Consider the following 21,682-nt stretch of genomic DNA (forward strand, 5'->3'; position numbering starts at 1 on the left):
ATGTACCCTATCGCAAACGAGTTAAAAGTGGGTAACAATCAACTGGATAGTTACCTGCCTGTGCGCAATAAAAATAACGATATTAGCTGGCAATTCGTCACCGGTCTGGTCCTTAGCTACGCCCTGAAACGCAAAATCGAAGCTTACGTTCCCGAACAATTCCGTGAAGATTGTAAAATACATCTGCAGGAGCTGCTTGATGAGCCTGCATTCTGGTCCGTGCTGGAACGGATGTATTTTTCCAGTCAGGATATTTTCCGTGTCTCCCCACTTTTTTTACTGTTCCACGCCCAGTTTAATGGTGAAAAAATAAGTGCGGGCTCAACGGCAGATAAACGACTTGGCACGCTGTTTGCCAATTTGATGGGAGATTTCAGCCTTAGTTATCCCATACAGGACAGACTGAACTTCATCGAGCAGCAAATGCTGAATAAGCTCAATGAAAAAATAAAGCTGTTGGGGAAAGGACCGTTTGCCGAAGAGCAACCGTATCTTCCGTATATGGTAACGTGTTTTCAGTCTGATCTGGCATTTCTGGCAGAACATCCACAGTACCTTTTACAGGAATTGACCAACACCCTCCGTTTGTACGCTTTTAGTTGGTGCGCTCAACTAGCGCTCAATCTGGACAACTGGCAGGATGGCGAACCACAAAGCAAATCACTGTTTTTTATTCTTGATAGCGAAAAAGCCAGCTCCGAACGGGAAAAGGTGAAACGTTATGGCTATAGGTTATTCGCCAGCCAGAGAGAAAAACTGTTCCCGATACTTTCCGCGTTGGAGGTGTTGCAGGTAAAAGGGGCGAAAAAACGCCCTCTCTGGCAGGTATATCAGGATTGTTTGAGTTATTCTGGCACCCCAAATCAAGTGTTAGATGAGCTTAATGATTACATACAAAAATTTATTAGTAAGGAAGAACGAGATCTTCCAGCTCGTGAACGCGCTACAAATCTGGAAAGTGCTTTCAAACAGCTATTATCCGTTGCCATCGAGCAATTCCAGGATAAAAAAACTAACCGTGCGGATATAAATAAGAACTACATTAACGAGCTGGAAAACCAGATTTGCACTGATTTCATTCAGGTCCGTGGTCGGGCAGGGAAAGTGCTGGTACTGAATCAGGATCGTCTTCTGTTACTGACCAATCTCACTGTGGGCAAAAATGACAAACTCCGCCTGCATGAACTGCTGCGTGGTTTTGAACAGCGCGGTTTTTATCTGGACAACCAGTCGGCGCAAACGCTGGTGGCGTTTTATGAACGCATGGGAAATGTAGAGCGAATGAGTGATAGTGGAGACGCCGTGTATGTCCGTAAAACAGTATGAAACCTATCTGGCAGAAACCTTTATTGAATGGGTAGGTGGCATCATTCAGCCCGGTGAGCGCTACCAGTTCAAATCTCCCGATCCCGATAATGCCCTAAAACTCTGGGAAGCATTCGTCTCTCTGGCGGACGGCAATCAGTTGGAAATTGCGCCAGGGCAATATATTGATTGCCTCCCCTGCAATGGTGTTCAGCTTATTCCTGTACTGCACGGAGCCGAGGCTCCAGCATTCACAGAAAACTACATTTCTCATTTGCGTGATGAAGTTGCAGGTCGCAGCGGCATTTTTGCCCAAACAGCGCTGTTGATTATTCACAACAGTATGCTCGATACCCTGATTAACAGCACCAAAGACGTAGCGGCACCGGATGCTATTTGGTACCCACAAACTTTCAGTCATCAACTGGAAAAGCTTATTACCACTGATAGTAACTGTTCGGAATTGTCCCGTTGTTTGCTGGAGGATCAACTGGCGACGGTACTGGATGAAGGCGCGACCGTATTTGGTTTCTCGTCGCTGTATCGCTTGCTGGATGATGGCAATCTGGATTTCTCCGAGCTTCATCTGTTTAAAGATGATGAACTACTGAACTATAGCCAGAAACAGCTACGCACACGACTGAATGAAAACCGGAAATTATATCGCCAGATAGAAGATAGTGTTGAACGCTACAGTGGGCAGCTGGAGAATGTGCTGCCTGAGTTTAGTTCAAAATTCATTCAGGAGCATTTTTATGATAAAGATGACTGGCGTGAGCTCGATTTCTCCGACTATAGGAAAGAGAAAGAACAGAATAGTGAACAAAAACTGGTGCTGGAGAACGTCTCAGTCGTAAACGGCGAGGTTTGGCGACGGGCGAAAAGCGCCAGTAAGGCAGGCAAACGTGACATCAGCCTGCTGGTGCAGGTGCAGCCAGGGCAATCAAAGGCTGAGCTGGAGTTCAGTTTTCAGGGTAATGATCTTCAGGATAACCAGGTAAGGATTGCCCATAATCGTCAGTTAAAGAATGCACCTTTCTGGCGTACCAGCCGGGCGGGCGGCAAGACTTCCCGCATTATGGCGTCGGTGCCTTTTGATGGGCATCCCTGCTTCTTTAGTCTCGAACTGACCAACCGTAATAATTCAGCCGAAGAGTATAAATTTCGCCTGTTATTGGTCGAACAGGGGCAATTCTGGCTAAACGATATTCAGCACTGCTACCGTGTTGAGCCAGGTAAAGATCAAATAACCCTGCAACTGGAAGATAACACGCTGCGTATTGCCGAGTCTGGCAACTTGATCTGTACTTTGGATGACGAGAGCGAAGACATCGACTGCCTGCATTATGCTCAGGTGAATTTTGAGACGCTGGCAAATCAAAGTGACCTGGTTCAGTTTGCGCTCGTTTCCGGTGATTCCCGTCTGTCGTTTAACATCGAGGGGCCGGGAGCAGAAGAAGGGCTAGCGTTGCCGTTGCTTTTTGACCAAAGTCGTTTCAATAAGTTGTTCAAAGAAGAGGGTAATGCAACCTGGAACCGACTAAAAGGGCGCATCATACTCGATAATACTGAACACAAGGTTGTAGGTGTACGCCAGCAGTTGTTGATACTGGAAGCCTCATTAATTGAGCAACGTCTGCTGGGTACGGGAAGTGACGATAGTGAGTTTGCGCTGGATGAACTTCTTGCCAGCTACCCCGATCTCCATAACGCCTATGAGCAGTTATTTGCCTACTATCATCGTCGTAACACACTACCGAGCCTGGTGTCGTGGTCAGCAGAATATCGCACACTGGTCAGCTACATTGTTACTACGTTTGAGCAGTCACTCCAGCAAATCGGCCAGAGCAGAGCGCTGACAGCGCACGAGAAACGTCTTCTGCATCTGGGGATCTGCCGCAATGATAGCCATGAGCGTCTCTCACCACTGCACCCATTAGTGCTGGCCTACCATCTACAACTGGCAGAAACTATCGTTGCGGAGTTGGAACAGCACGATTCGGCTTCATTTGCCACACTACCGCCGATCACTCTTGATCGCTTGATGGTTTCCGGGTTAATGCCGTTTGTTTACCACAGTGAGCATGAATACGCGCAACTACAGCCGGTGGAGGAAAACCGCTTCTGGATTGATGTGGTTCCTCAGCGACAGGTTAGTCATGACTACATTAAGCGTCTGGTAAAAGACAAACTCAATGAGTTCACAGACGCTTACGCCCGGTTGTTCCAGAGCGCTGAAAACAGTGCGTTGATTATCAATGCTATTAATCAAGGGAATGCAAAAGAATTGTTTCTGGGATTAGTAGAATATTTTAAGGAAGAAAAAGAGCACGCTATTTCGGTTCATGTGAACTGCTACGATGAACGTTTGCTACCAAATATGTTCGATCACTTTGCTGAAAGTGGTAGCTATGAGCAGCTTAAAAACGATCTCGATCTGAACAGCGGCGTATGGCGGGCGGAAGCCGATATGCTGATTGATTTGCTGCGTAGCCGGTTAACGTTCAGCAAGTTTGTCCTGCCGTCAGAAAGCGACAAGTTGGCCTATGCACATCTGGCATTTTTCACCAATACAGCACCTGTGGATTGCCGCCAGATCCGCATTGAAGATGCGTCCAGCGGGGTATTGTGTCATGGGTTGATCGCTGGGGAGGGGGCCGAAACGCAGGGGGATGCTTACTTTACCGCGTTTGGACTGCGTGATGTGGTTACTGAGTCCTACTGCGCCCTACGTCTTGCCCGACTAATCGGCTGCCTGTGGCAACCCGCACGTCAAAGCAACAGCCAGTATCATGGACAAGGGATCGGCCTGGCAGTGAGTGGCAATTTTAAACAGCTGCTCAATTACTCTTACAATAGCGCGCTCTGGACCACCATCATTGATCCTAAAGTCACCCTCGACTTTTTCACCAGTCAGAAAGATGTGGTGCTTATCCACTATTCTGACCAGTACACCAGTTGCGCAGGCTACGATGCCGTCACCGTCACGAAGCAGGTTGATTTGTTCCTGCGGTTGCTCCAGACCGGAAGCCAGTCAGGGCAACCTGCTGTTGATAGTCAGCATCTACTGGCTGAATTTAATGCCTTTAACGGTGAATGGCTGCTGAAAATGCTGCGCTCCAGTGAAAGGGAGCGTAAAGAGAAACATGGCATTATTGGTGCGTACAAATTTGTGCAATCCATGCTGCATCAGTCCGATATATGCTGGATTCCGTTATCGGTGGCCGAAATGATCCGCGTGTCCGGCAATGTCGGGCTGAAAATGAAAGAGAGTGATTTATCGAGAAATTTACAGGGTTATCGTAACGGTGCGATCTCTGATGATGTGCTCTTTGTTGGTTTCAAAGAAAACCGCCTCTATCTATTGCCTCTGGAAGTTAAAACCGGGGCGCGACCGGACTACAGCTATGCAGGCCAACAGGCTCGTGAGTTGAAACGCTACTTACAGCAGGACATTCTGGAACCACAAACGCTGGCATCACAATTGTACCGGGCGCTCTTTATTCGTCAGGTGCTGATGCAGGTGGAGAAACTGCGTCTGTACGGTGTGCTGGACAGCAACAAACTGGCTCCCTTGCTGGGTCGACGTGAATGGTGGTTAACGGGCGACTATCAGTTAGGTGAGTTGGCCGACTATGTGGACGGCTTCGTCGTGGCTCATGTGGACAGTGCAACCTGCTTCGATCTCTCTTATAAAGAGACAGCGGAGAATATTTTACAGATAGAAATCCCTTATTCACTGCTGCCTGCGTTGATTGCGGCGCAGGGGGATGAACCACCGTTGGCGGAACGTTACCGGGTGCCGGAAAAATACCGGCTTGAGCCTGAGTGTTATGCCAGTCCGTCACAACCCGAAGTCGTGGTAGAAGTCACAACACCGACTGCTGCACAGTCCATTTCGAAACCTGAGTCGGAGTCGTTACAGCCTGCTGTACCGGTGGCGACACCTGATATTAGCGATACTCCATTACAGGTCCTGTTTGGTCATGATGCTGTGCGTCAGAGCCCGTTACATTGGGAGCCAACCAACACCGCCAAGTTCATGAATACCAATACGGGCATTATTGGAACGATGGGCACCGGTAAAACCCAGTTTACTAAATCGCTGGTCACACAGTTGATGCGTAATCAGTCCTGTAACGTTGAAGGTAAACCTATTGGTTTGCTGATCTTCGACTACAAATCAGACTATGTGGACGAGGCTTTTATTGATGCTACGGGGGCCAAAAAGTACAAGTTATTTAAGCTGCCTTACAACCCCTTATCTCTTTTTGGCGACACGCCAATGTTACCAATCCACACCGCTGGTGGACTATCGGAAACGATGGCGAAAGCCTATGGGCTGGGCCATAAACAGCAGCTCAAATTAGAAAATCTGATTTTAGAATGCTACGAAGCGGCAGGTATTTCGGCGGAAGATCCGACAACATGGTCAAGGACTGCGCCGACAATTGAGGATGTATGGCAGCGCTTCCTCGATCAGGAGAAGGTTGAAGAAGATTCGCTTTACGCAGCACTTTCTAAACTGGCGCGTTACAAGATATTCGAGACTATCCCGGAGAAGATGACCAGCCTGTACGAATTGATTGACGGCGTCACCGTGATCGAACTGGCTGGTTACCCGCCAGAAGTGCAAAACCTGGTAGTCGCACTTACGTTGGATCTGTTTTACGCTCAGATGCAAAAGCGCGGTAAACCGGTGGTGCGGGGGGATTATCGTCAGCTCACAAAAATGATTCTGGTGGACGAAGCCGATAACTTTATGCGTCAGGATTTTTCCAGCCTCCGTAAGATCCTTAAAGAAGGCCGTGAGTATGGCGTTGGTGCGATCCTGTCAACGCAGGAGATCACTCACTTTAAGACCGGGGAAAATAATTATGCCTCTTATATTTTGACTTGGGTGATCCATCGTGTTTCTGAAATTAGGAACGCGGATATCAAGGCGGTATTTAACGTTGATGATAAAGGAGAGCAGGAATCTTTGATGGGGCAGATTCGGCAGCTTGAGAAGCATTTTAGCCTGTATGTTGATGGAGATAAGCAGGTTAAGAAGATGCGTGATAAGGCATTCTGGGAGTTAAATCATGAAAAATAAGATGTTTCGCCCGGCATATAGTGCTAAATCCTCTATTTCTTTCGGTAAGGGAGTCCAGTCATGGGGAAGGTGAGGCATAGTCCATGGGGGAGTGTCCTCAAAGAGTTATGGGGACGGATTGTTAACACATTTAATAGTATCTCTTTCATTGCTTTTTTTCTTGCAGGAATACTTTTTGTCGGTGGTGTTGGATTATGGCTTCCTTACTTGTCAGCAATAATATCTGGGGATGAAAATGCATCATTTTTTGAGAGTGTAAATGTTTTTACTTATTCGTTTGCTATACTTGGAACCTTATGTGTGGATGTGATCTTAAATAACCAAAAATCTACAAAGGATTTTTTAGGCTTAGGGATGATATTTGGTGTTCTTGCTCTTATTTGTTGTGTTGTTGGGTACTTAACAACAAAGACAGGAAGTTCATATTTATTGAATATTGGTACCCTTATTACATTGCTTATATTTATATGTGCTAATGTAAATGACGATAAGTTTGATAATGATACCTCTCGAGCCGAACCTGATCCTACTGGATATCAAGAGGCTGCCCTATCTAATATTAAAGATGGTGAAAGAAATGAATAAATTCCCAATGAAGTTGCCAGCAATTAAAGTAGAACAACCGTTAGGGGATTTTTATGTTGTATCGATTCCTGCTGAAGTTTTGCTAGAAGTATGCTATACAATTCGAGCTGAGATATTAGATGGTTATGAAGACCAATCTATCTCTCACGTTGGTACATTTATCAATAAATTAGTTGGTAACCAAAGGGTTACAACTAGGTCTCGGCTTGAGGAAATAAAGAGATATACTGAAACAGTAGATGCTAGTTTCCCAAACTCAATTATATTGGGTGTTAATTACTCTAGTAATGGAACTTTAGTTACAGATGAAGCTGTACGCTGGGATATAGAGCAAAAAGATAATGGTTTTTATTATCTTACGATTCCAACAGGAGAGAAATTAGCTTCTATTATTGATGGTCAACATCGAGTCTTTGGATTTACTAATTCAAACTGCAAAGATATGGAGTTGTTATGTTCAGTATATTTAGATCTCCCATTAGCTTATCATGGTAGAATCTTCACCAATATAAACATTAATCAAAGACGAGTGGATAAAAATCTAGCTTATAATCTATTCCAATTTGATATGGAACAAGGTGAGCCATCATCTTGGTCACCAGAAACTCTTGCAGTTTATTTCACTCGCGTTTTATCAGAAGATGAAAAATCACCACTTAGAGGAAAGATAAAACTAGGCGTCGTGAATGGAGGTTCAAATTCAACTATATCAATGGCATCAATAATTGATGGGATTTTATCATTAATTACAAGTAATCCAAAAACCGACAGAGATATATTGCAAACTAAAAAAGTTTCTGAAGGTCGTGATAGAAATATGCTGATGAGTATGCCATATAAAGCCCCTTTGAGAAAGTTATATATTGACAATAAAGATAAAACATTATTTGATATCATTTTAAATTTTCTTGAAGCTATTGTAAATAATCTATGGAAATATAATGTATTCAAAAAAACACTAGGTATACAGGCATGCTTTGATTTTCTTAAAATAATCTGCGAAGATGATGGCTATTTACACTTTGATATTAACGAATTGTTTGAAAAATCATCGCTTGTTAATTTTGACGATCCATTTTTTGGTGTTCAGTCAAAATTAAGGGTTAGAATTAAAAACACTCTTATTGTTGCTTCAGGAATAAAAATGCTGAGTGATTTGAATATAAAAAATGATGCGGATTATTCAGAGTACGAAAGACTATTAGCGGATATCTAAAAAATTACGCAATGCCGAAATTTTATTTTTGGCATTGCGTATAAGGTAAATAATAAGTTATAAGGCTTTAACTATCGATAATAATGTACGATAATTTCTTAATCCTGCAATTCCATCTTCAACATGCGATGCCCATGCCTTAATTACCTCCCTCTGCTCCAGTTGCGGATAAAGCATCTTTAAAATCAATTCCGTAGCTTGCAACGTTTCCCCTAGCCACGTAATTTTGTCCAACACCAGCGTACCATCCAGCTTCTTATTATCTCTCTCCGGCGAATAGCGAAACTCACTCTCTACCGAGCGGAAAAACGCCAGTCGGGCGGCAACATTGGGTGTAATCCCAGTATACCCTTTAAGCTTTTTAAGCTGATCTTCAGTCTGACGGCTAAGCGCCATTCGATTTGGGAGCATCAGATAGCCTCCTTAGTTAATTCCCAGAAATAACCAGGTTTCAGGGTCGATGATTTAGTATGTGCATTAAACACAATCTCATAAGCATGAGAGATATCATCACGCAACTGATCGACAAAATAGCGTTCATCTACTTCAGTATCGGTAGAAAGCAATACAACCTGATGACTGGCTTCAGGGAAGTAGTGATTAATCAATTTATCTCGATGTTGAGAGTCCAGACGACCCAATGGTGTATCAATGATCACTGGTAAATCACGGCCAGAGGTTTTCGCCAGCGCCTCAAGAATAGCAATTGCATAAATCTGTTTTTCACCAGCAGAAAGTAACTTACGGTTAATTACTGAGCCATTCTCATCAATTAATTCAACATCAAACGTTTGAGGGTTGATATGTGCACTAAGTTGTAAATCCTCTTTGCGAGCCAACTTACGGTAAGCAAGCTCGAAGTTTGTCGACAGCGTTTTTACCCGAGCCTGGGTTAATACATCACTGTAGCGATCGAGTAAATTTATCGTTTCCTGAGCATTCTTAAACGCACTGCTATAAATGTGCTGATAACGAGCGGCGTCATGCGCTTTTTGAATCTGGCGAACACAATCCAGTTGCTGCTGTTTTGTACGTTTAGCATCTTCCAGCAATGACCGATATTTCTGCAATTGGGTTTCGCGCTGCCTATCTAGGCCACGTAATTTTTCAAAGAGATCCATCAGCTGATCATCTTCAGGAGCGCGGGCAATATTAGCAGCCGCTTGTTCTAACTGTTGTTCAATCTCAGATAACTGTGTGCGATAAAGCTCAAAACGCTGCCATGCTCTTTTACTATCTATCTCAATAGACTGTTGAAGCATACCTGCTTCACGCTCAGAGATATCAAAGAGCAAATCACCTTTTGGTTTCGTTGCCATATAATCTTTTAGATTATCGGTAATCGCTTCAGCTGCTATTTTGCCAGTCCCTGCAGAACGAAATGCAATATCATTTCTGAGTTGCGTTAAAAACTGGCTCAGCTCTTTTTCAAAGCTTTTTGCCTGTTTAATCTGCGTTTCATCAGCAATTTGTTGCAGCAAACGAGACAAAATAGTGGGCGCAAGCGCATAAGGTAGCGAGCCATCGCATTCTTGTCTCAGTGCTTTTTCCAGATGTTCTTTATCTTTTAGCAGTGTTTCGACTTTCTGTTTTTCCTGCGCTTTAGTCTGGGCAAAAGCGCCCCCCTGAGCATTTAGCAAGCCTTCATAACGGGTTATATCTTTAGACAGAAACTCAATCCGCGATTTGGCAAAATCGGCGCTTTCCAGCAGTGCTTCTGTCTGGCAGGCTAATTCTTTACTCTGTTTTTCAAGCTCTGCAATCTGTTGTTGCTGAGAACTTGCTAGCTGACTGGATTGCTGACGCTTAACAAAAATCATTAAATCGTTACGCAGTTTAGAGATGAGATCCAGCCCCAATAAGCGTCGTACGGCAGTACGTAAAATATTACCGGATTCGTCCTCAGCAAGTTCTGCAATTTTCTCGCCATCGAAAAAGAACAAATCAGCAATGCCATGCGGAATTAACTCATTTAGAAATCCCTGGCACTGATCGTAATCCAGCTCACTGAGTGGCTGCCCATCCTGTTGCAGAGAGAGTCGGTCTTTTTTGCCCTTTTTCCATGCTCGCGTAACGGTAAATTCCGCTTCATGGCCGCCCTTATTGTAGGTGAAGGTCAATTCAACAGCTGCTTCTTCAGGTTGCTCATTATAGTACGCGCCGTTGTGAATTAACGAGCTAAGCTGCTCAATATATTCCTGTTGCTGAGTTGCAAGGCCAAATGCCAGCCGACCATACAACGCCAGACGGATCGCCGACAGAATCGACGTTTTTCCCGCACCGTTTAAACCACCAAACAGCACAATAGGGCGATGATTCACTTCTTGCGGGCGCTTTCTTGGCGCCAGATCAATGGTGTGAGTACCGTTAAATACCCGAAAATTATGTAATACTAGTTGTTTAATGAGCACGTTCGTTTTCCTCCTCGATTAAAACAGAGGATTCGCTGGAATCGACAATTCTGCGCTGTAAAACCTGAAGTTCAGCTTCCAGCCTAATGACTTCTTCCTGATGAATATCCCGGTCATTACGTTTTTGTAGCGCTGCCTGTTGCTGCTGTATTTCTTCGAGACTGCCCCAGTCCTGTTTTAGAATGGTACCGAGCTTGTCAAAAATTCCCTGACGGCGGCTTAGCCCTTCCATTGACACTTCCAATTCAATCAGCTTCATGACCATCTCGGGTGCAACGTCAAACCCCTGAGCTATCTGCACCAACAAATCTGCATCGCTGGCGTCAAAGCGAGACTGATCATCAACTACCCAGTCTAGATCCCGCTGATACACGTCACGGTAAATACCGGGTAATGTGTCATACCAGTCTGGTTCATTAGGATCTTTCAACCACTCCTGACGGATAGCGTGCAGCTCTGGCTGGGTAATTAGCGTAATCGTATGGCCTTGTGCATTTAAATCGCGCTCAATCTCCAGCAACTCTTTCAGCCACTGCTGGCGATATTTAAGCCAGTAGGGGCCGGGAACATGCTTACGCTCGGCACTAATTTCTTCGCCATCTTTGGCATACTGATAACTGACCTTGCCAGTACGACGCTTGTAGTTGCGAAACGTATCTTTATTCACTGGATCGGTGGTAAACGCCAGCAGATCGCGGAATTTCAGCAGTGGAGACATCCACTCTTCACCATTCTTGATCAGGCTCTCCATTGCTTTATCTTTAGTGACCACAGTACAGGTCCAGCAGCCAAAGCGGGAGTTACCACAGGAAGGGGTGCTTTCATCGATCACCAGGGGGCACTCACCCTGTGCGGACGAGTCCATATACAGCGTCCACAGAGGACGGTTGTTTCCACCCCACGGGCTTTCCCATTCGTCGATATCTTCAGGAGCATAGCGGAACGCGCCGCGCAGCAGTTTCCAGACGTCTTCTACATCCCAGGTATCAATAGGGGTATAGATAAACGCATTTGCCAGCGTGGTATGCCGGGCCAGGCGTGAGCCATCAATTTTGTGCTTTGCGATGACCTGCGCACGGGAGGCACTCTCGCTACTACGTGAGCCGAGGACAACAATCACTTCATCAAACTGGCTGACCTTATCTTTAATAAAGTCGCTCACCGGATTGATTTTCATACGCTCGGTGCACCAGCGAAAACTACGGGTTGGGGCCGGATAACCTTTCCCTAGTAAATTGACCCAGAAGGTTTCATTAGTTTTGGGCATCACGGCATGTTGAGTGATCGGCAGGCCATTACGTTTTGCGCCTGCCTCAATCTGCGCCATGGTTTTCTTAATCAGATCCACGACCACTGGTGTTTCCACCAGTGTATCTGATGACACCAGAAAAACATCTTTGCTGCGCATTTCCGGGGGCAGGCCGAGCAGGGCCAGATACACCAGCGTGATCACGGCGGAAGAATCTTTCCCGCCGCTATAGCCAATTACCCACGGACGCTTATCCGCGAAATAAATTCTTTGAACCTCAGCAACATATTCGGCCAGAGGGCGTCCGGCGAACTGCTCCTGATTAATAAAATCTTCGTATTCGGCCAAATCGTAGGCCTGAACTAATTTACTCATGAGACAACCATTTGAGCTTCAAGCTCCTGTTCTTCAGGAGTGAGGGGAATTGAGAGCGCGGTTTTTAGTGCATTGCAGGTAAGTTGGATCGCCGTACTGGTTTTACTCAGCTTGCCGTGCTGCATCGCGCGTTTGATTAGATCCGGATTGTTTCTGCGCCAATTAAAGGTTTTGAGTGCAGCAATTTTCTCCGGCCACTGCTCGGGGTAGTCTATCAGCAGGGCATACCCCAGTTGTCCGAGTGCCTGCAAACCAATGCCGTGAGCGTGAACATAGTCCTGACGTAGTTGAACCGGTGAAACTTCTTTTTTTGCGGCTAACTGCCAGTCCGGCATTACATGATAAATAGTCTGCCAATAGCGAGTTGCTATCTGGGTACATTCTTCAAAATTGCCCTCTTTAGGATCTTTTCCCAGCAACGCACGGGTAGCTTGTTTGATGCTGCTTAACGTAAATAATTTATTTGACCGCTGACTGATACCGGATTTTTCTAGCTCAGTCATTCCGACAAACGGCTCTACGGACATTGCCAGATAACGTGCCAGATTTGAACTGGCATCCCGATGATCATACAACGATGCCAGTGACGGGCTGGGACGAATAGCGTATTTATTCAGATCGGCAAACATCTGTTGGCTGCGTTTTAATCCTTCATCGACAAAAAACAGCACCGGAATGTTATCCTGCCCCAACTCTGGGCGTGCTTCTAGAGCATCTTCAATTGCTTTACGACGATGCTGACCGTCATTGATCAGAATTTGCGCATCCATCGGTACGCATAACGTTCCTAGGTTATTTGTACCTGGGTGCTCATCAAACTGGACGTCAACGGCAATGGATGCTGTAAGCGCAGAGAACACATAATCTTTTGGATTTTCCAGAAGATAACGCACCATTTCGGGGATACGCGATTTATTCAGCGTGCGCTGTGCGCGTAGCTCAGGCGGTACGTCATTTTCATCAAAGCTGAATATCTTGGGAATGATGCGCATCGGGCACGTGGCGATGTAGAAAGGACGACCAGCCTGAATGCCACGTATAGCTGGAAAAGAGTAGCAGTAATCTGCATCAACACTAGCCATGCGGTTATCCATGTAAAAAGTGAATGAATTTATGTACGCAATATTTTACGTAACTAATGAGTTGATTTACAGTCTTTTTTACGTAATATTTTGCGTACTAAGATCCATTAATCCATGTAATATTAGTGGTTATCAGTGGCTGAGAAGCTGCTGCACGTTTTTGTGCCTCAATTAAGCTGCATCAAACTAGTCGGAGCTCGTTTCATACCTGCTATTGCACGATACCTTAAAAAAGGGAAACAGATGATTGGAAAAGTAGACACCATGAGTTGTTAAGCAGTTGATTATTTTCGCTTTCTTTAACAATGAGGTTTTTCTGTTAACCTGGACCTGTCATTTCTTTTAACATACTCGAAGAGAGCCGGCTGTCTTTTTTAATTGAGCAGATAGCGTTACATGACACCAAATATATAACTCAATTATTCAAGTGCTGATATCTATGGACAGCGTTAAGTGGTAATTCTCTGTTTCAGAATATGTGGTGAAAAAATCTTAAAAGAGTTGAGCGTTATCTAAATGTGTTCTCGGCTCAAGTGAAAATATCATAATAAATTAGGTAATTTTATATGAATGGTAAATATGGATCTTTGATCGTGAAAACGATGATTACAGCCATACTCCCTCTTTTTTTTGGGAGCTTGCTGTTTTCAGGATTGATTGAAAGCTATAAGAATGATATGAGCTCTCGGAAAGAAATATTAAACGATTACTATCGACCAATGAGAGATGCACGGAATGATTGCCAGAAGAAACATAACGAGCTTTTTTTGCAGTATGGTTTAGTTGCTGGGACTTTAAAGCTTTTTGCAGATGAAACTAAGCGGGTAAGTAAAATGAATTTTAATAGGATCACATATGAACAAGCAATTTTTTATGTTTCAGTAGTTGATACATTTCGCACTGAGCAGGGAAAATTGAATGAGCTCAAAAAAAATGTATCTGATTGCACCAGTGTGTTGAATCGTATGTATACAGAGTTATCAGTTGTTACGGGCAGCTATGATGAATTTGTAAGGATTCTTGCACAAAGAACAGCGTTAATAAATGATCTGTATAGCAAAAGGGCCGATTTTGTGAAGAACTCAAATGGCGATCTAAACGAAGATGAATATATGAAGGTGATTCATGATTTTATCTCATTAGACTTTTCAAATGACGCACTAATAGCTGATAAATTGGAATCTATGCAAAGTGTGATTCTACCGTTGATTCCAACTTATTTGGGTATTGGTGAGAATGAGAGGAAAGTTTTTGATGCAGAGCATGATATGTTTGTAAAGTTGAATGAAATATATTTAGAGGAAATGAATTCTCGTTTTAAGAGAGGGGTTATTGCACGTTTGTTTTTCTGATTTTATTATTGTGAATAATTCTTATGTTTTTTATTGTGCTGTAGTTTTGTGTTATTCTTGAGTTATTTCACATGCGAAATAAAAATTTGATAGGAATATTAATTTTTTAGATGATTTATCCAGTTATACGAACCTAATGCTCAGGCATTAATATGCCGGAGCCTTTAGCAAGTCTGCCAAGTGGTTTCTATGCTTATAGGTTTTTAATGCCTCTAAACAACCTCTTCCTTTCAATCACCCCCCCACCTTCCCCTACATACCGCTCAGGTCATATCTCACTCGGATGCACCTCAAGCGCTTTAGCTATCAAAAATTCGCCTTTCGGCCAAGGGCGCGTAAGCGCATCCGCCAGATGCCAACCTTTAACCATGATTCCCTCCAACTATTAATTTAACGGTTATTTCTTAGTTAGGTAGTTAACTTAAAAGAAAAGGAAATCGCTGGGTACTACTCAGAACGTAGCCTTACACTAGTGAGGAGTAGAACGAAAATAACGTTGTCTTTTGATATTAATTTAACCAATCATATACATGGATTGCAAATTGATGTGGTTATTTTATGAGTGTTGTTTAAATAATAAAATACGTTCTATGAAAAATTATTTTAATATTTGCTTTCCTTCTTTAGCTAACGCTAACTTGTGACCACTATCTCACTTTGCACGATTTAAGAACAATCTCCCAACTGGTTATTAGCTTTAATTATCACAGGGTAGTACGATGGGCAATTAATCATAACACGAAAAGGGATTTTTAATGGTAGTTGGTGAAAGGACAAAACCTACATCAGGTACACCTATAACTCCCGGAGGAGTCAGGCAGTTAACATTAGGTGAGATTGCATTAGCTAAGACACTTTATGGTAACAGTATAAATTACAGCAGGGTTTGGGTTCATAGGAAAAGTTATCTTCCCTTCAATCTACAGCCAGTTGGTGTTGCCATGAGCCCAAATGGAGAGATGTGGTACAGGGAAGGTACATATTCACCGGATTTTTCGTTAGAGAAAGAGATACAAAAAAAGCACTTATTCATGCATGAGATGATGCATGTATGGCAATCCCAAAAAGGGATGTTTGTAATAACAAGAGGAATGTTCTCCCGGTTCGCCGATTATAGCTACAGTCTGGACAAAGCTGATTTACTTCGTTACGGATTAGAACAGCAAGCGTCAATAGTCAGTGATTATTGGCTTTTGTTAAATTATGGCTTGCAGGGTCATAGCGACTTGCATGAATATCGTAATTACAATGCTAATGAACCTGTCCATTCATTGATCTCAAGATACAAATCGATTTTAAAGGGGTTCCCTGGGTGAGGAAAATAGCGTCTATATTTACGATTGTGATTATGCTTACAGGTTGCCCTGGGGGTAAACCTGCGCCACAGGTAAGATATACTTACATCAATGATGAAAAGCTATGTTTCAGCGTTGTTAAAAATGATGTATTGAATTATTACCGAATAGAATCAATTCAGGAAACAGGATACGCCGTAATAAAAAATGATGAAGGGCTACATCTAACATATCCCGATAATTGTATCAATGTGAAATGGAAGTACGGTTATAGCTATGTCATTTCTTATGGCCTGAATGATAAACGCTATATACACCGATTTTTTATTGACAACAATGGGCAGCTCACCAATACGGACTATTAATAATGTCTTTGCCTGCTTATTTATTTTTAGCGGAAATGGAGTGCAAATTGTTGGCGATTGTATACTGCCTGCCGGGGGGCTACAGGGTTATAAGCAGGAACTCAAGAGTCAGTGAATTTTTCTTGGGAATGATCCACACGATCGGTGCCGGATAAAACAGGGAATAGATTATGCCAAACAACACGGTTATTAAGAGCCTGCATTGTACGTTAACGGCTGTGCTGTTATTGCTTGTGGGCGGCTATGCGGCATATCAGTATTACTTCAATGGCTCGCCGAATGATGTGTTTTTCGCCCGCCAAAAAGTCACCGATACTACGTTCTTATATATCACCCGCTACAAAGGCGGAGGCGCTATTTTTTCGGATGTCTATCGCTATTATCTGGGTGGTAACCTACCGGGCGATCCAATGGAGCATCTGACGAATCGTACCCCTTTTTTGATATCAGCAGTAAGCAATGCGCAGGTTACGGGCTCAGGTTACGGGCTATGGCAACCATCTTAACGTCACGCTCACCGGCCGTGTGTATTCGTTTACTAACTCTGACTTGTTCTATTCCGATGGCGTCGCGATTATGCCGGTTATCAGCTTTACGGCTAACGGCAGTCGTTATAATTCCCGCACCAATCGCGCCGGGCTCCCAACATAAACCCCAGCCACCAGAATATCTTTCGTCACCACGCTGCCTGCGCCAATCACCGCGCCGCTGCAAATATGCTCCGTCAGTATAGTGCTGCCGCTGCCTATGGTGACGTTATCGCCGAGGGTAATGGCTATCCAGTTCTCCGGGTTGGGGTCTGGCCTGCCGCTGCGAAACAGGTCGTTGGCGAAGGTGACGCCGTGGCCGATAAAGCAGTTTTTGCCGGTGGTGACGTTTTCGCACAGGAACGAGTGGGACTGGACGCGGGTACCAGAGCCGATCATGCAGTGGCGCTGGATCTCAACAAAAGGCCCGACGAATACGCCGCTCTGCAGCGTGCATTCGTAGAGGTTAACTGGCTCCACAACAGTCACATTGTCGGCTGCAATCACATCCCGGATGCCGCTTTTGAGGATTTTCATTGTTGTTTGCCCCGGTGAGTAGAATGAATTGTATTGAGCATAACTGATGAACTTTTAGGAGTGCAATTTATCGTAGAGCCATTAGTGGCGATATAAATCAACATTTCTGATGTGAATAAAATCTCAATTAAGAAATCTGAATTCAGACTCTTAATAATGTACAACATTTACATAGCGGCTAGTGGCTGCTTATCATGGCGGGCTACCTGGATGGTATAGACAAGAATATACAAGGATGTGATGTATGTCGGCATTGAAATTTCCCTGCAAGATATTTGAAACCCAGAAAAAGATGGATGACAAAAACGCCAAAGATATGAAGTCCGGCGATCTGTCCGAAATCGATCTGAAAGCAAAATTCCACCTGACAGATATTTCTATAAGTGTAAATCCTTACACGTTGACGGAGATCCCTTCGTATGAGCATCCGATGGTACAGTTCTTTCGCCCTAAGAAGGAGGTAAAAAAACTGACAAAATGGGAGTGCGCTCGCATCCTCTTTGATGAGTTCCGGTATTTATCACGTCCTTTTTCGTGGGATGGCCCTTACACCTCTTTGATCGAACTAATGATCACGCACATGCAAAAGTGTGGCGGGAAGTCTTTCTGTCATCCATTACTGAACAGTGCGCTGGAAGAGCAAATATTGAGCGATCGCTCGAAGGAAAACAGTACGCGGCTTCGTCTACAGGAGGTTTTTAGGGACTACATTGACTGGGATAAGAAGTGTTATCCAGTAGAGAAAAAACAGGAGCTCATTGATGCAATTATGGAAGGAAGGTTGCCAAAATTTGATCGCCTCCAGGATCGGGTAAATGGTATGGGAATTACCGTGCATGATACCTGGGCAACGCATATCACAATTAAGTCCCTAACGATTGATAAAGAACAATATCACGCTGAAGTTCACTATAAAGTTCAGGATCATTTTTGGATTGGATGATGATGATATTTTAAAAATAAAATTTAAAAGTATTCGATTATTTCGTATATGGTTTGTCCTGCAACGCTACAGCGAGTTTGCCTTCAAACCCTTTATTACCAATATGGAAGCCACTATTCATATTATTGGGCGGCGAAATGCAGTTAAAAAATAAAATGATGGTGGGTTTTTTCTGTCTGGCTGGATGTATAGTGGCAGTATACTGCTTATGGCTGTTCTTTCGAACCGTTGAAATCGTCGCTGTTCATCAGAGAAATAACTACAGCAGTATTTTGGTCAAGAACTTCCCGTTCACAGACAAAGGTAAGATTGACTGGTGGTTAGAAAATAAGGATGCACTTAAAGCAAAGTATGATATTCCAAAGCCTGCATCTTATGGGGGTTTTACTATCACTATTTGGCTTTTTAAGGATGGCTATAAAGAAGAGGGTAAGTATGACAGGCTTTGTTTTGATGATATGAATACCAAAATAAACTGCATTGATAAAAACAGAGGAATTACATTTACTGTGGATGATGCTATTTATCGAGAGGAAGAGAACGGTAAGATTTTCAGGCTTGAATATTAAAATATAATTTCTGCAGTTTTGAATAAACAGAAAATGCTTTATATTTTAGTCAGTTTTTTGGAGTGATTAAATTGAAAGGTAACATAATAAGGGGACTGAAATTTCTAGCTGGCGGTCTATTGGCAGGATATTGCTTATGGTTAGCATTTCGACCAGTTGAAATTGTTGGAGTTCATAAGCGAAATAGTTACAGCCACATTTTAGTGAAAAACTTCCCCTTAACAAATAAAGGTAAAGTACACTGGTGGTTGAAAAACAAAGCCATGCTCAAAGAAAAATATGATGTTCCAGGTACAGGGAAAGATGCTTTTTTTGAAATTATATTTTGGTATTTTGGGAACGGTTATGTAGAAACCGATGGTTACGATCGGCTATGTTTTGACGATCTGGAGCCACCGTTAAATTGCATCGATAAAGATAAAGCTTTTACGGTGTGGCAGGATAGATATAAAAATACAGTAGTTATTTTTCGTGATGGTCAATATCGATTAAGCGAAAAAGGGGATCTGATAAAATATCAGTGAACGCCCGTTCCCCTGAAGATAACTCCATCAGCACAAAGCCCCGGCCTTCCGGCCAGGACTTCACAGGCTGCTACTTCGTATAGAACTTATAAGTCACCGTATAAGGTACTTTCAGCGTCGCGCCAAAGGTCGCCGGGTCGCAAACCGTGGGGCCGGTTACGCCGCCGTGGGTGTCCACACGCTGGGTGCTGTTCACGTTGGCGAACAGGCCCGGCTGTGCGTCTGAAGTGCCGGTCAGCAGCAGCCACGGAATCGAGCCTTTATCTTTCGACGGGCGAGTGGCGCTTAGCGCTCCGGCTACCACGCTGCCGTCCGTAGCCTGCCAATGCGTGCCGTCGAAGTGTTTGCCGACGAGGTGCTTCAGGCCTTTGTCGCTGAACATAACCGGCTCAACCACGGTAACGTCGTCGCTGGCAATCACGTCGCGGATGCCGCTTTTCAGGATTTTCATCTTGGTTTGTCCTGGCGAATAAAGTGGTCTCCATTAGACAGAGGTCACTGCCCAACGGCCACAACTTTTTGGAACCACCGGCTACATAACATTTTTTTTATCCCATAAATTTCTAAGCGTCAAATTCTGACTATCGAAAAATAAGAAATCGGGACATAGATTATATTGAGCGTTGGTTTTATGCTGTGGAAAAGCAAACCTTAAGGAAAAGGAATGAGCGCACAGGCGGAAGAGGGCAGCCTCAGAAGAATGACATTGGGCGAAATTGCAATGGCTCGCCGGGTTTTCGGCGATTCAATTTCTTACAGCCGAGTATGGATTCATTGCGACAGCTATCTCCCGTTCGGCCTGCAGAAACAAAACTACGCGATGACGCCAAACGGAGAATTGTGGTACCGCAAGACGATGTATAAAGATGATTTCTCATCTGGCAGCGTCTTTCTTGAAGATAAATATGTTTTTATCCATGAACTGGGCCATGTGTGGCAACATCAACACGGGCAATGGGTAAGGCTAAGGGGGGCTTTTAGCTGGGCGGCTGAATATACCTATAAATTAGATAAAGAGGCGCTAATAGATTATTCCCTGGAGCAGCAGGCCTCCATTTTAGCGGATTACTGGCTGTTATTGGTTTATGGTATAGACGCGTGGTCCTACTACCAAAGGCCCGGGCGGATGGGGAAATACAGAGGTACAGAAAGTAGCCGTGAAGTTCCGGTGCTGTATCGCAAAATAGTCACAGGGAAGGTGAGAACAACTCTATGAGAAAATGTTTGTTAGCCGCTGCCGTGCTCTTGCTGGCCGGGTGTCCTGGTCCGGGCGACAGAATGGTGCCGCGTCAGCCTGCAGAAGTCGTGGCCAAAGGTAATATTGTTTGCGTGGTGTCTCCGCTTGGCAGCGACGAGCGCATAACGGCCGTGCAAATTAACGAAGGGCATGGGAACGTGCAGTACAAGACTTTCGATGATGCTCCAGTTTATGTCGCGAAGGGAGACTGTCTGCCAGCCTTTGGTTTTACCTTCTCTCCCGGCAAAAAATACTCAGTCGCTTACGATGTAAAATCTGATAATTCTTCCTCTCATCTGGTCACCGCAGAGTTTTCTGTCACGGAGAACGCTTCCGACGGAATAAGTATTCAGCACCCGAATTAGTGCTTACTCTCTGAATTGATCCCAGCAGCATAAAGCCCTGGCAGTAAGGCCAGGGCTTTATGCTGCTACTTCGTATAGAACTTATAAGTCGCCGTATAAGGCACTTTCAGCGTCGCGCCAAAGGTCGCCGGGTCGCAAACGGTTGGGCCGGTTACGCCGCCGTGGGGGTCCACGCGCTGGATGCTGCTCACGTTGGCAAACAGGCCTGGCTGCGCTTCGGAAGCACCGGTCAGCAGCAGTCATGGAATCGAGTTTTTATCTTTCGACGGGCGAGTGGCGCTTAGTGCGCCGGCCACCATTTTGCCGTCCTGCATGCCTGGCCCGCAGTTCGGACTAGTGTGCACGTGGAAGCCGTGAATGCCCGGCGGCAGGCCTTTCAGGGTACCGGCTCCGATCTAGCAGTGGCGCTGGATCTCAACAAAAGGCCCGACGAATACGCCGCTCTGCAGCGTGCATTCGTAGAGGTTGACCGGCTCCGCAACGGTGACGTCGTCGCTGGCAATTACGTCGCGGATACCGCTTTTTAGTATTTTCATTGTTTTCTGCCCCGGTGAGTAGAATGAATTTTATTGAGGATAATTCATGGCCTTTTAATGAGGCAATTTGTCGTAGAGCTCTGGGGAGCGACGTAAATCAACATCTCTGATATG

Annotated in this window: 21 protein-coding genes and 2 pseudogenes; 14 read left to right on the top strand and 9 right to left on the bottom strand. The window is 44.4% G+C overall.

Features of this window, described 5'->3' with window-relative positions:
- Genes dptG through ACREYP_RS02175 form a run of 4 tightly spaced genes read left to right on the top strand, consistent with a single transcriptional unit; the run spans nucleotide 1 to nucleotide 8,201 of the window.
- Nucleotides 1-1,326 carry a DNA phosphorothioation-dependent restriction protein DptG gene (dptG, locus tag ACREYP_RS02160; RefSeq protein ID WP_498881069.1) on the top strand — a complete coding sequence of 442 codons (1,326 nt, stop codon included), beginning with the start codon at nucleotides 1-3 and terminating at the stop codon, nucleotides 1,324-1,326.
- The gene (gene dptH / locus ACREYP_RS02165; RefSeq protein WP_498881070.1) at nucleotides 1,307-6,400 is read left to right on the top strand and encodes a DNA phosphorothioation-dependent restriction protein DptH; all 5,094 of its coding nucleotides are present in this window, start codon (nucleotides 1,307-1,309) and stop codon (nucleotides 6,398-6,400) included. The genes dptG and dptH overlap by 20 nt, the downstream gene beginning before the upstream one ends.
- A gap of 60 nt (nucleotides 6,401-6,460) precedes the next feature.
- On the top strand, nucleotides 6,461-6,985 hold the full coding sequence (locus ACREYP_RS02170) for a hypothetical protein (RefSeq protein WP_498881071.1): 525 nt from the start codon (nucleotides 6,461-6,463) through the stop codon (nucleotides 6,983-6,985).
- The gene (locus tag ACREYP_RS02175) at nucleotides 6,978-8,201 is read left to right on the top strand and encodes a ParB N-terminal domain-containing protein (RefSeq protein ID WP_498881072.1); all 1,224 of its coding nucleotides are present in this window, start codon (nucleotides 6,978-6,980) and stop codon (nucleotides 8,199-8,201) included. Before ACREYP_RS02170 ends, ACREYP_RS02175 begins: the two co-directional genes overlap by 8 nt.
- Before the next feature lie 57 nt (nucleotides 8,202-8,258).
- Here ACREYP_RS02175 and dndE read toward each other — a convergent pair whose 3' ends face one another.
- Genes dndE through dndB form a run of 4 tightly spaced genes read right to left on the bottom strand, consistent with a single transcriptional unit; the run spans nucleotide 8,259 to nucleotide 13,318 of the window.
- Nucleotides 8,259-8,612: a DndE family protein gene (gene dndE, locus ACREYP_RS02180; protein WP_498881073.1), complete on the bottom strand. Its 354-nt coding sequence runs from the start codon at nucleotides 8,610-8,612 to the stop codon at nucleotides 8,259-8,261.
- On the bottom strand, nucleotides 8,612-10,612 hold the full coding sequence (gene dndD / locus ACREYP_RS02185) for a DNA sulfur modification protein DndD (protein ID WP_498881074.1): 2,001 nt from the start codon (nucleotides 10,610-10,612) through the stop codon (nucleotides 8,612-8,614). The genes dndE and dndD overlap by 1 nt, the downstream gene beginning before the upstream one ends.
- A complete protein-coding gene (gene dndC / locus ACREYP_RS02190) occupies nucleotides 10,602-12,236 on the bottom strand; it encodes a DNA phosphorothioation system sulfurtransferase DndC (protein WP_498881075.1) in 1,635 nt (544 codons plus the stop codon). Before dndC ends, dndD begins: the two co-directional genes overlap by 11 nt.
- Complete coding sequence (gene dndB / locus ACREYP_RS02195; RefSeq protein WP_498881076.1) at nucleotides 12,233-13,318, bottom strand: DNA sulfur modification protein DndB; 1,086 nt, start codon at nucleotides 13,316-13,318, stop codon at nucleotides 12,233-12,235. The genes dndC and dndB overlap by 4 nt, the downstream gene beginning before the upstream one ends.
- 593 nt (nucleotides 13,319-13,911) lie before the next feature.
- Between dndB and ACREYP_RS02200 the strand changes: the two genes are divergently transcribed.
- Nucleotides 13,912-14,670, top strand: a complete 759-nt coding sequence (locus ACREYP_RS02200) for a hypothetical protein (RefSeq protein ID WP_498881077.1) — start codon at nucleotides 13,912-13,914, stop codon at nucleotides 14,668-14,670.
- A 271-nt stretch (nucleotides 14,671-14,941) separates the two neighbouring features.
- Here ACREYP_RS02200 and ACREYP_RS02205 read toward each other — a convergent pair.
- A pseudogene (locus ACREYP_RS02205) lies at nucleotides 14,942-15,022 on the bottom strand (helix-turn-helix domain-containing protein); the annotation flags it as partial.
- A 403-nt stretch (nucleotides 15,023-15,425) separates the two neighbouring features.
- Here ACREYP_RS02205 and ACREYP_RS02210 point away from each other — a divergent pair.
- The 3 genes from ACREYP_RS02210 (at nucleotide 15,426) to ACREYP_RS02220 (ending at nucleotide 16,836) form a co-directional block, all read left to right on the top strand.
- On the top strand, nucleotides 15,426-15,986 hold the full coding sequence (locus ACREYP_RS02210) for a type IV secretion protein Rhs (protein WP_498881078.1): 561 nt from the start codon (nucleotides 15,426-15,428) through the stop codon (nucleotides 15,984-15,986).
- Nucleotides 15,983-16,330 (top strand): putative T6SS immunity periplasmic lipoprotein, encoded by a 348-nt coding sequence (locus ACREYP_RS02215; protein WP_336818841.1) that lies wholly within the window; start codon nucleotides 15,983-15,985, stop codon nucleotides 16,328-16,330. The genes ACREYP_RS02210 and ACREYP_RS02215 overlap by 4 nt, the downstream gene beginning before the upstream one ends.
- 170 nt (nucleotides 16,331-16,500) lie before the next feature.
- Nucleotides 16,501-16,836 carry a hypothetical protein gene (locus ACREYP_RS02220; RefSeq protein ID WP_498881079.1) on the top strand — a complete coding sequence of 112 codons (336 nt, stop codon included), beginning with the start codon at nucleotides 16,501-16,503 and terminating at the stop codon, nucleotides 16,834-16,836.
- Between the two features lie 105 nt (nucleotides 16,837-16,941).
- Here the strand turns inward: ACREYP_RS02220 and ACREYP_RS02225 are convergent, their stop codons facing one another.
- Nucleotides 16,942-17,394, bottom strand: a complete 453-nt coding sequence (locus tag ACREYP_RS02225) for an acyltransferase (protein ID WP_498881080.1) — start codon at nucleotides 17,392-17,394, stop codon at nucleotides 16,942-16,944.
- A gap of 244 nt (nucleotides 17,395-17,638) precedes the next feature.
- Between ACREYP_RS02225 and ACREYP_RS02230 the strand changes: the two genes are divergently transcribed.
- The 4 genes from ACREYP_RS02230 (at nucleotide 17,639) to ACREYP_RS02245 (ending at nucleotide 19,430) form a co-directional block, all read left to right on the top strand.
- Nucleotides 17,639-18,337: a YPO3983 family protein gene (locus tag ACREYP_RS02230; RefSeq protein ID WP_498881081.1), complete on the top strand. Its 699-nt coding sequence runs from the start codon at nucleotides 17,639-17,641 to the stop codon at nucleotides 18,335-18,337.
- Nucleotides 18,330-18,491, top strand: coding sequence for a DUF3289 family protein (locus ACREYP_RS02235; protein WP_336818845.1), 162 nt, complete (start codon nucleotides 18,330-18,332; stop codon nucleotides 18,489-18,491). The genes ACREYP_RS02230 and ACREYP_RS02235 overlap by 8 nt, the downstream gene beginning before the upstream one ends.
- Complete coding sequence (locus ACREYP_RS02240; protein ID WP_336818846.1) at nucleotides 18,475-18,906, top strand: DUF943 family protein; 432 nt, start codon at nucleotides 18,475-18,477, stop codon at nucleotides 18,904-18,906. Before ACREYP_RS02235 ends, ACREYP_RS02240 begins: the two co-directional genes overlap by 17 nt.
- A gap of 65 nt (nucleotides 18,907-18,971) precedes the next feature.
- Nucleotides 18,972-19,430, top strand: coding sequence for a DUF943 family protein (locus ACREYP_RS02245; RefSeq protein ID WP_442892469.1), 459 nt, complete (start codon nucleotides 18,972-18,974; stop codon nucleotides 19,428-19,430).
- Between the two features lie 70 nt (nucleotides 19,431-19,500).
- Here the strand turns inward: ACREYP_RS02245 and ACREYP_RS02250 are convergent, their stop codons facing one another.
- Nucleotides 19,501-19,881: a DUF3455 domain-containing protein gene (locus ACREYP_RS02250; RefSeq protein ID WP_336818848.1), complete on the bottom strand. Its 381-nt coding sequence runs from the start codon at nucleotides 19,879-19,881 to the stop codon at nucleotides 19,501-19,503.
- A gap of 213 nt (nucleotides 19,882-20,094) precedes the next feature.
- Between ACREYP_RS02250 and ACREYP_RS02255 the strand changes: the two genes are divergently transcribed.
- Nucleotides 20,095-20,646, top strand: coding sequence for a type IV secretion protein Rhs (locus ACREYP_RS02255; protein ID WP_336818849.1), 552 nt, complete (start codon nucleotides 20,095-20,097; stop codon nucleotides 20,644-20,646).
- Nucleotides 20,643-21,032, top strand: coding sequence for a putative T6SS immunity periplasmic lipoprotein (locus tag ACREYP_RS02260; RefSeq protein WP_336818850.1), 390 nt, complete (start codon nucleotides 20,643-20,645; stop codon nucleotides 21,030-21,032). Before ACREYP_RS02255 ends, ACREYP_RS02260 begins: the two co-directional genes overlap by 4 nt.
- Nucleotides 21,033-21,097: 65 nt before the next feature.
- On the opposite strand, the pseudogene ACREYP_RS02265 reads toward ACREYP_RS02260, so the two are convergent.
- Both ACREYP_RS02265 and ACREYP_RS02270 read right to left on the bottom strand, forming a co-directional pair.
- Nucleotides 21,098-21,421, bottom strand: a pseudogene (locus ACREYP_RS02265) (DUF3455 domain-containing protein); the annotation flags it as partial.
- 6 nt (nucleotides 21,422-21,427) lie between these two features.
- Complete coding sequence (locus ACREYP_RS02270; RefSeq protein ID WP_336818851.1) at nucleotides 21,428-21,568, bottom strand: hypothetical protein; 141 nt, start codon at nucleotides 21,566-21,568, stop codon at nucleotides 21,428-21,430.
- Between the last annotated feature and the right edge of the window lie 114 nt (nucleotides 21,569-21,682).

Source organism: Enterobacter sp. TMH.L2 (assembly GCF_050847315.1).
Classification (GTDB): Bacteria; Pseudomonadota; Gammaproteobacteria; order Enterobacterales; family Enterobacteriaceae; genus Cedecea.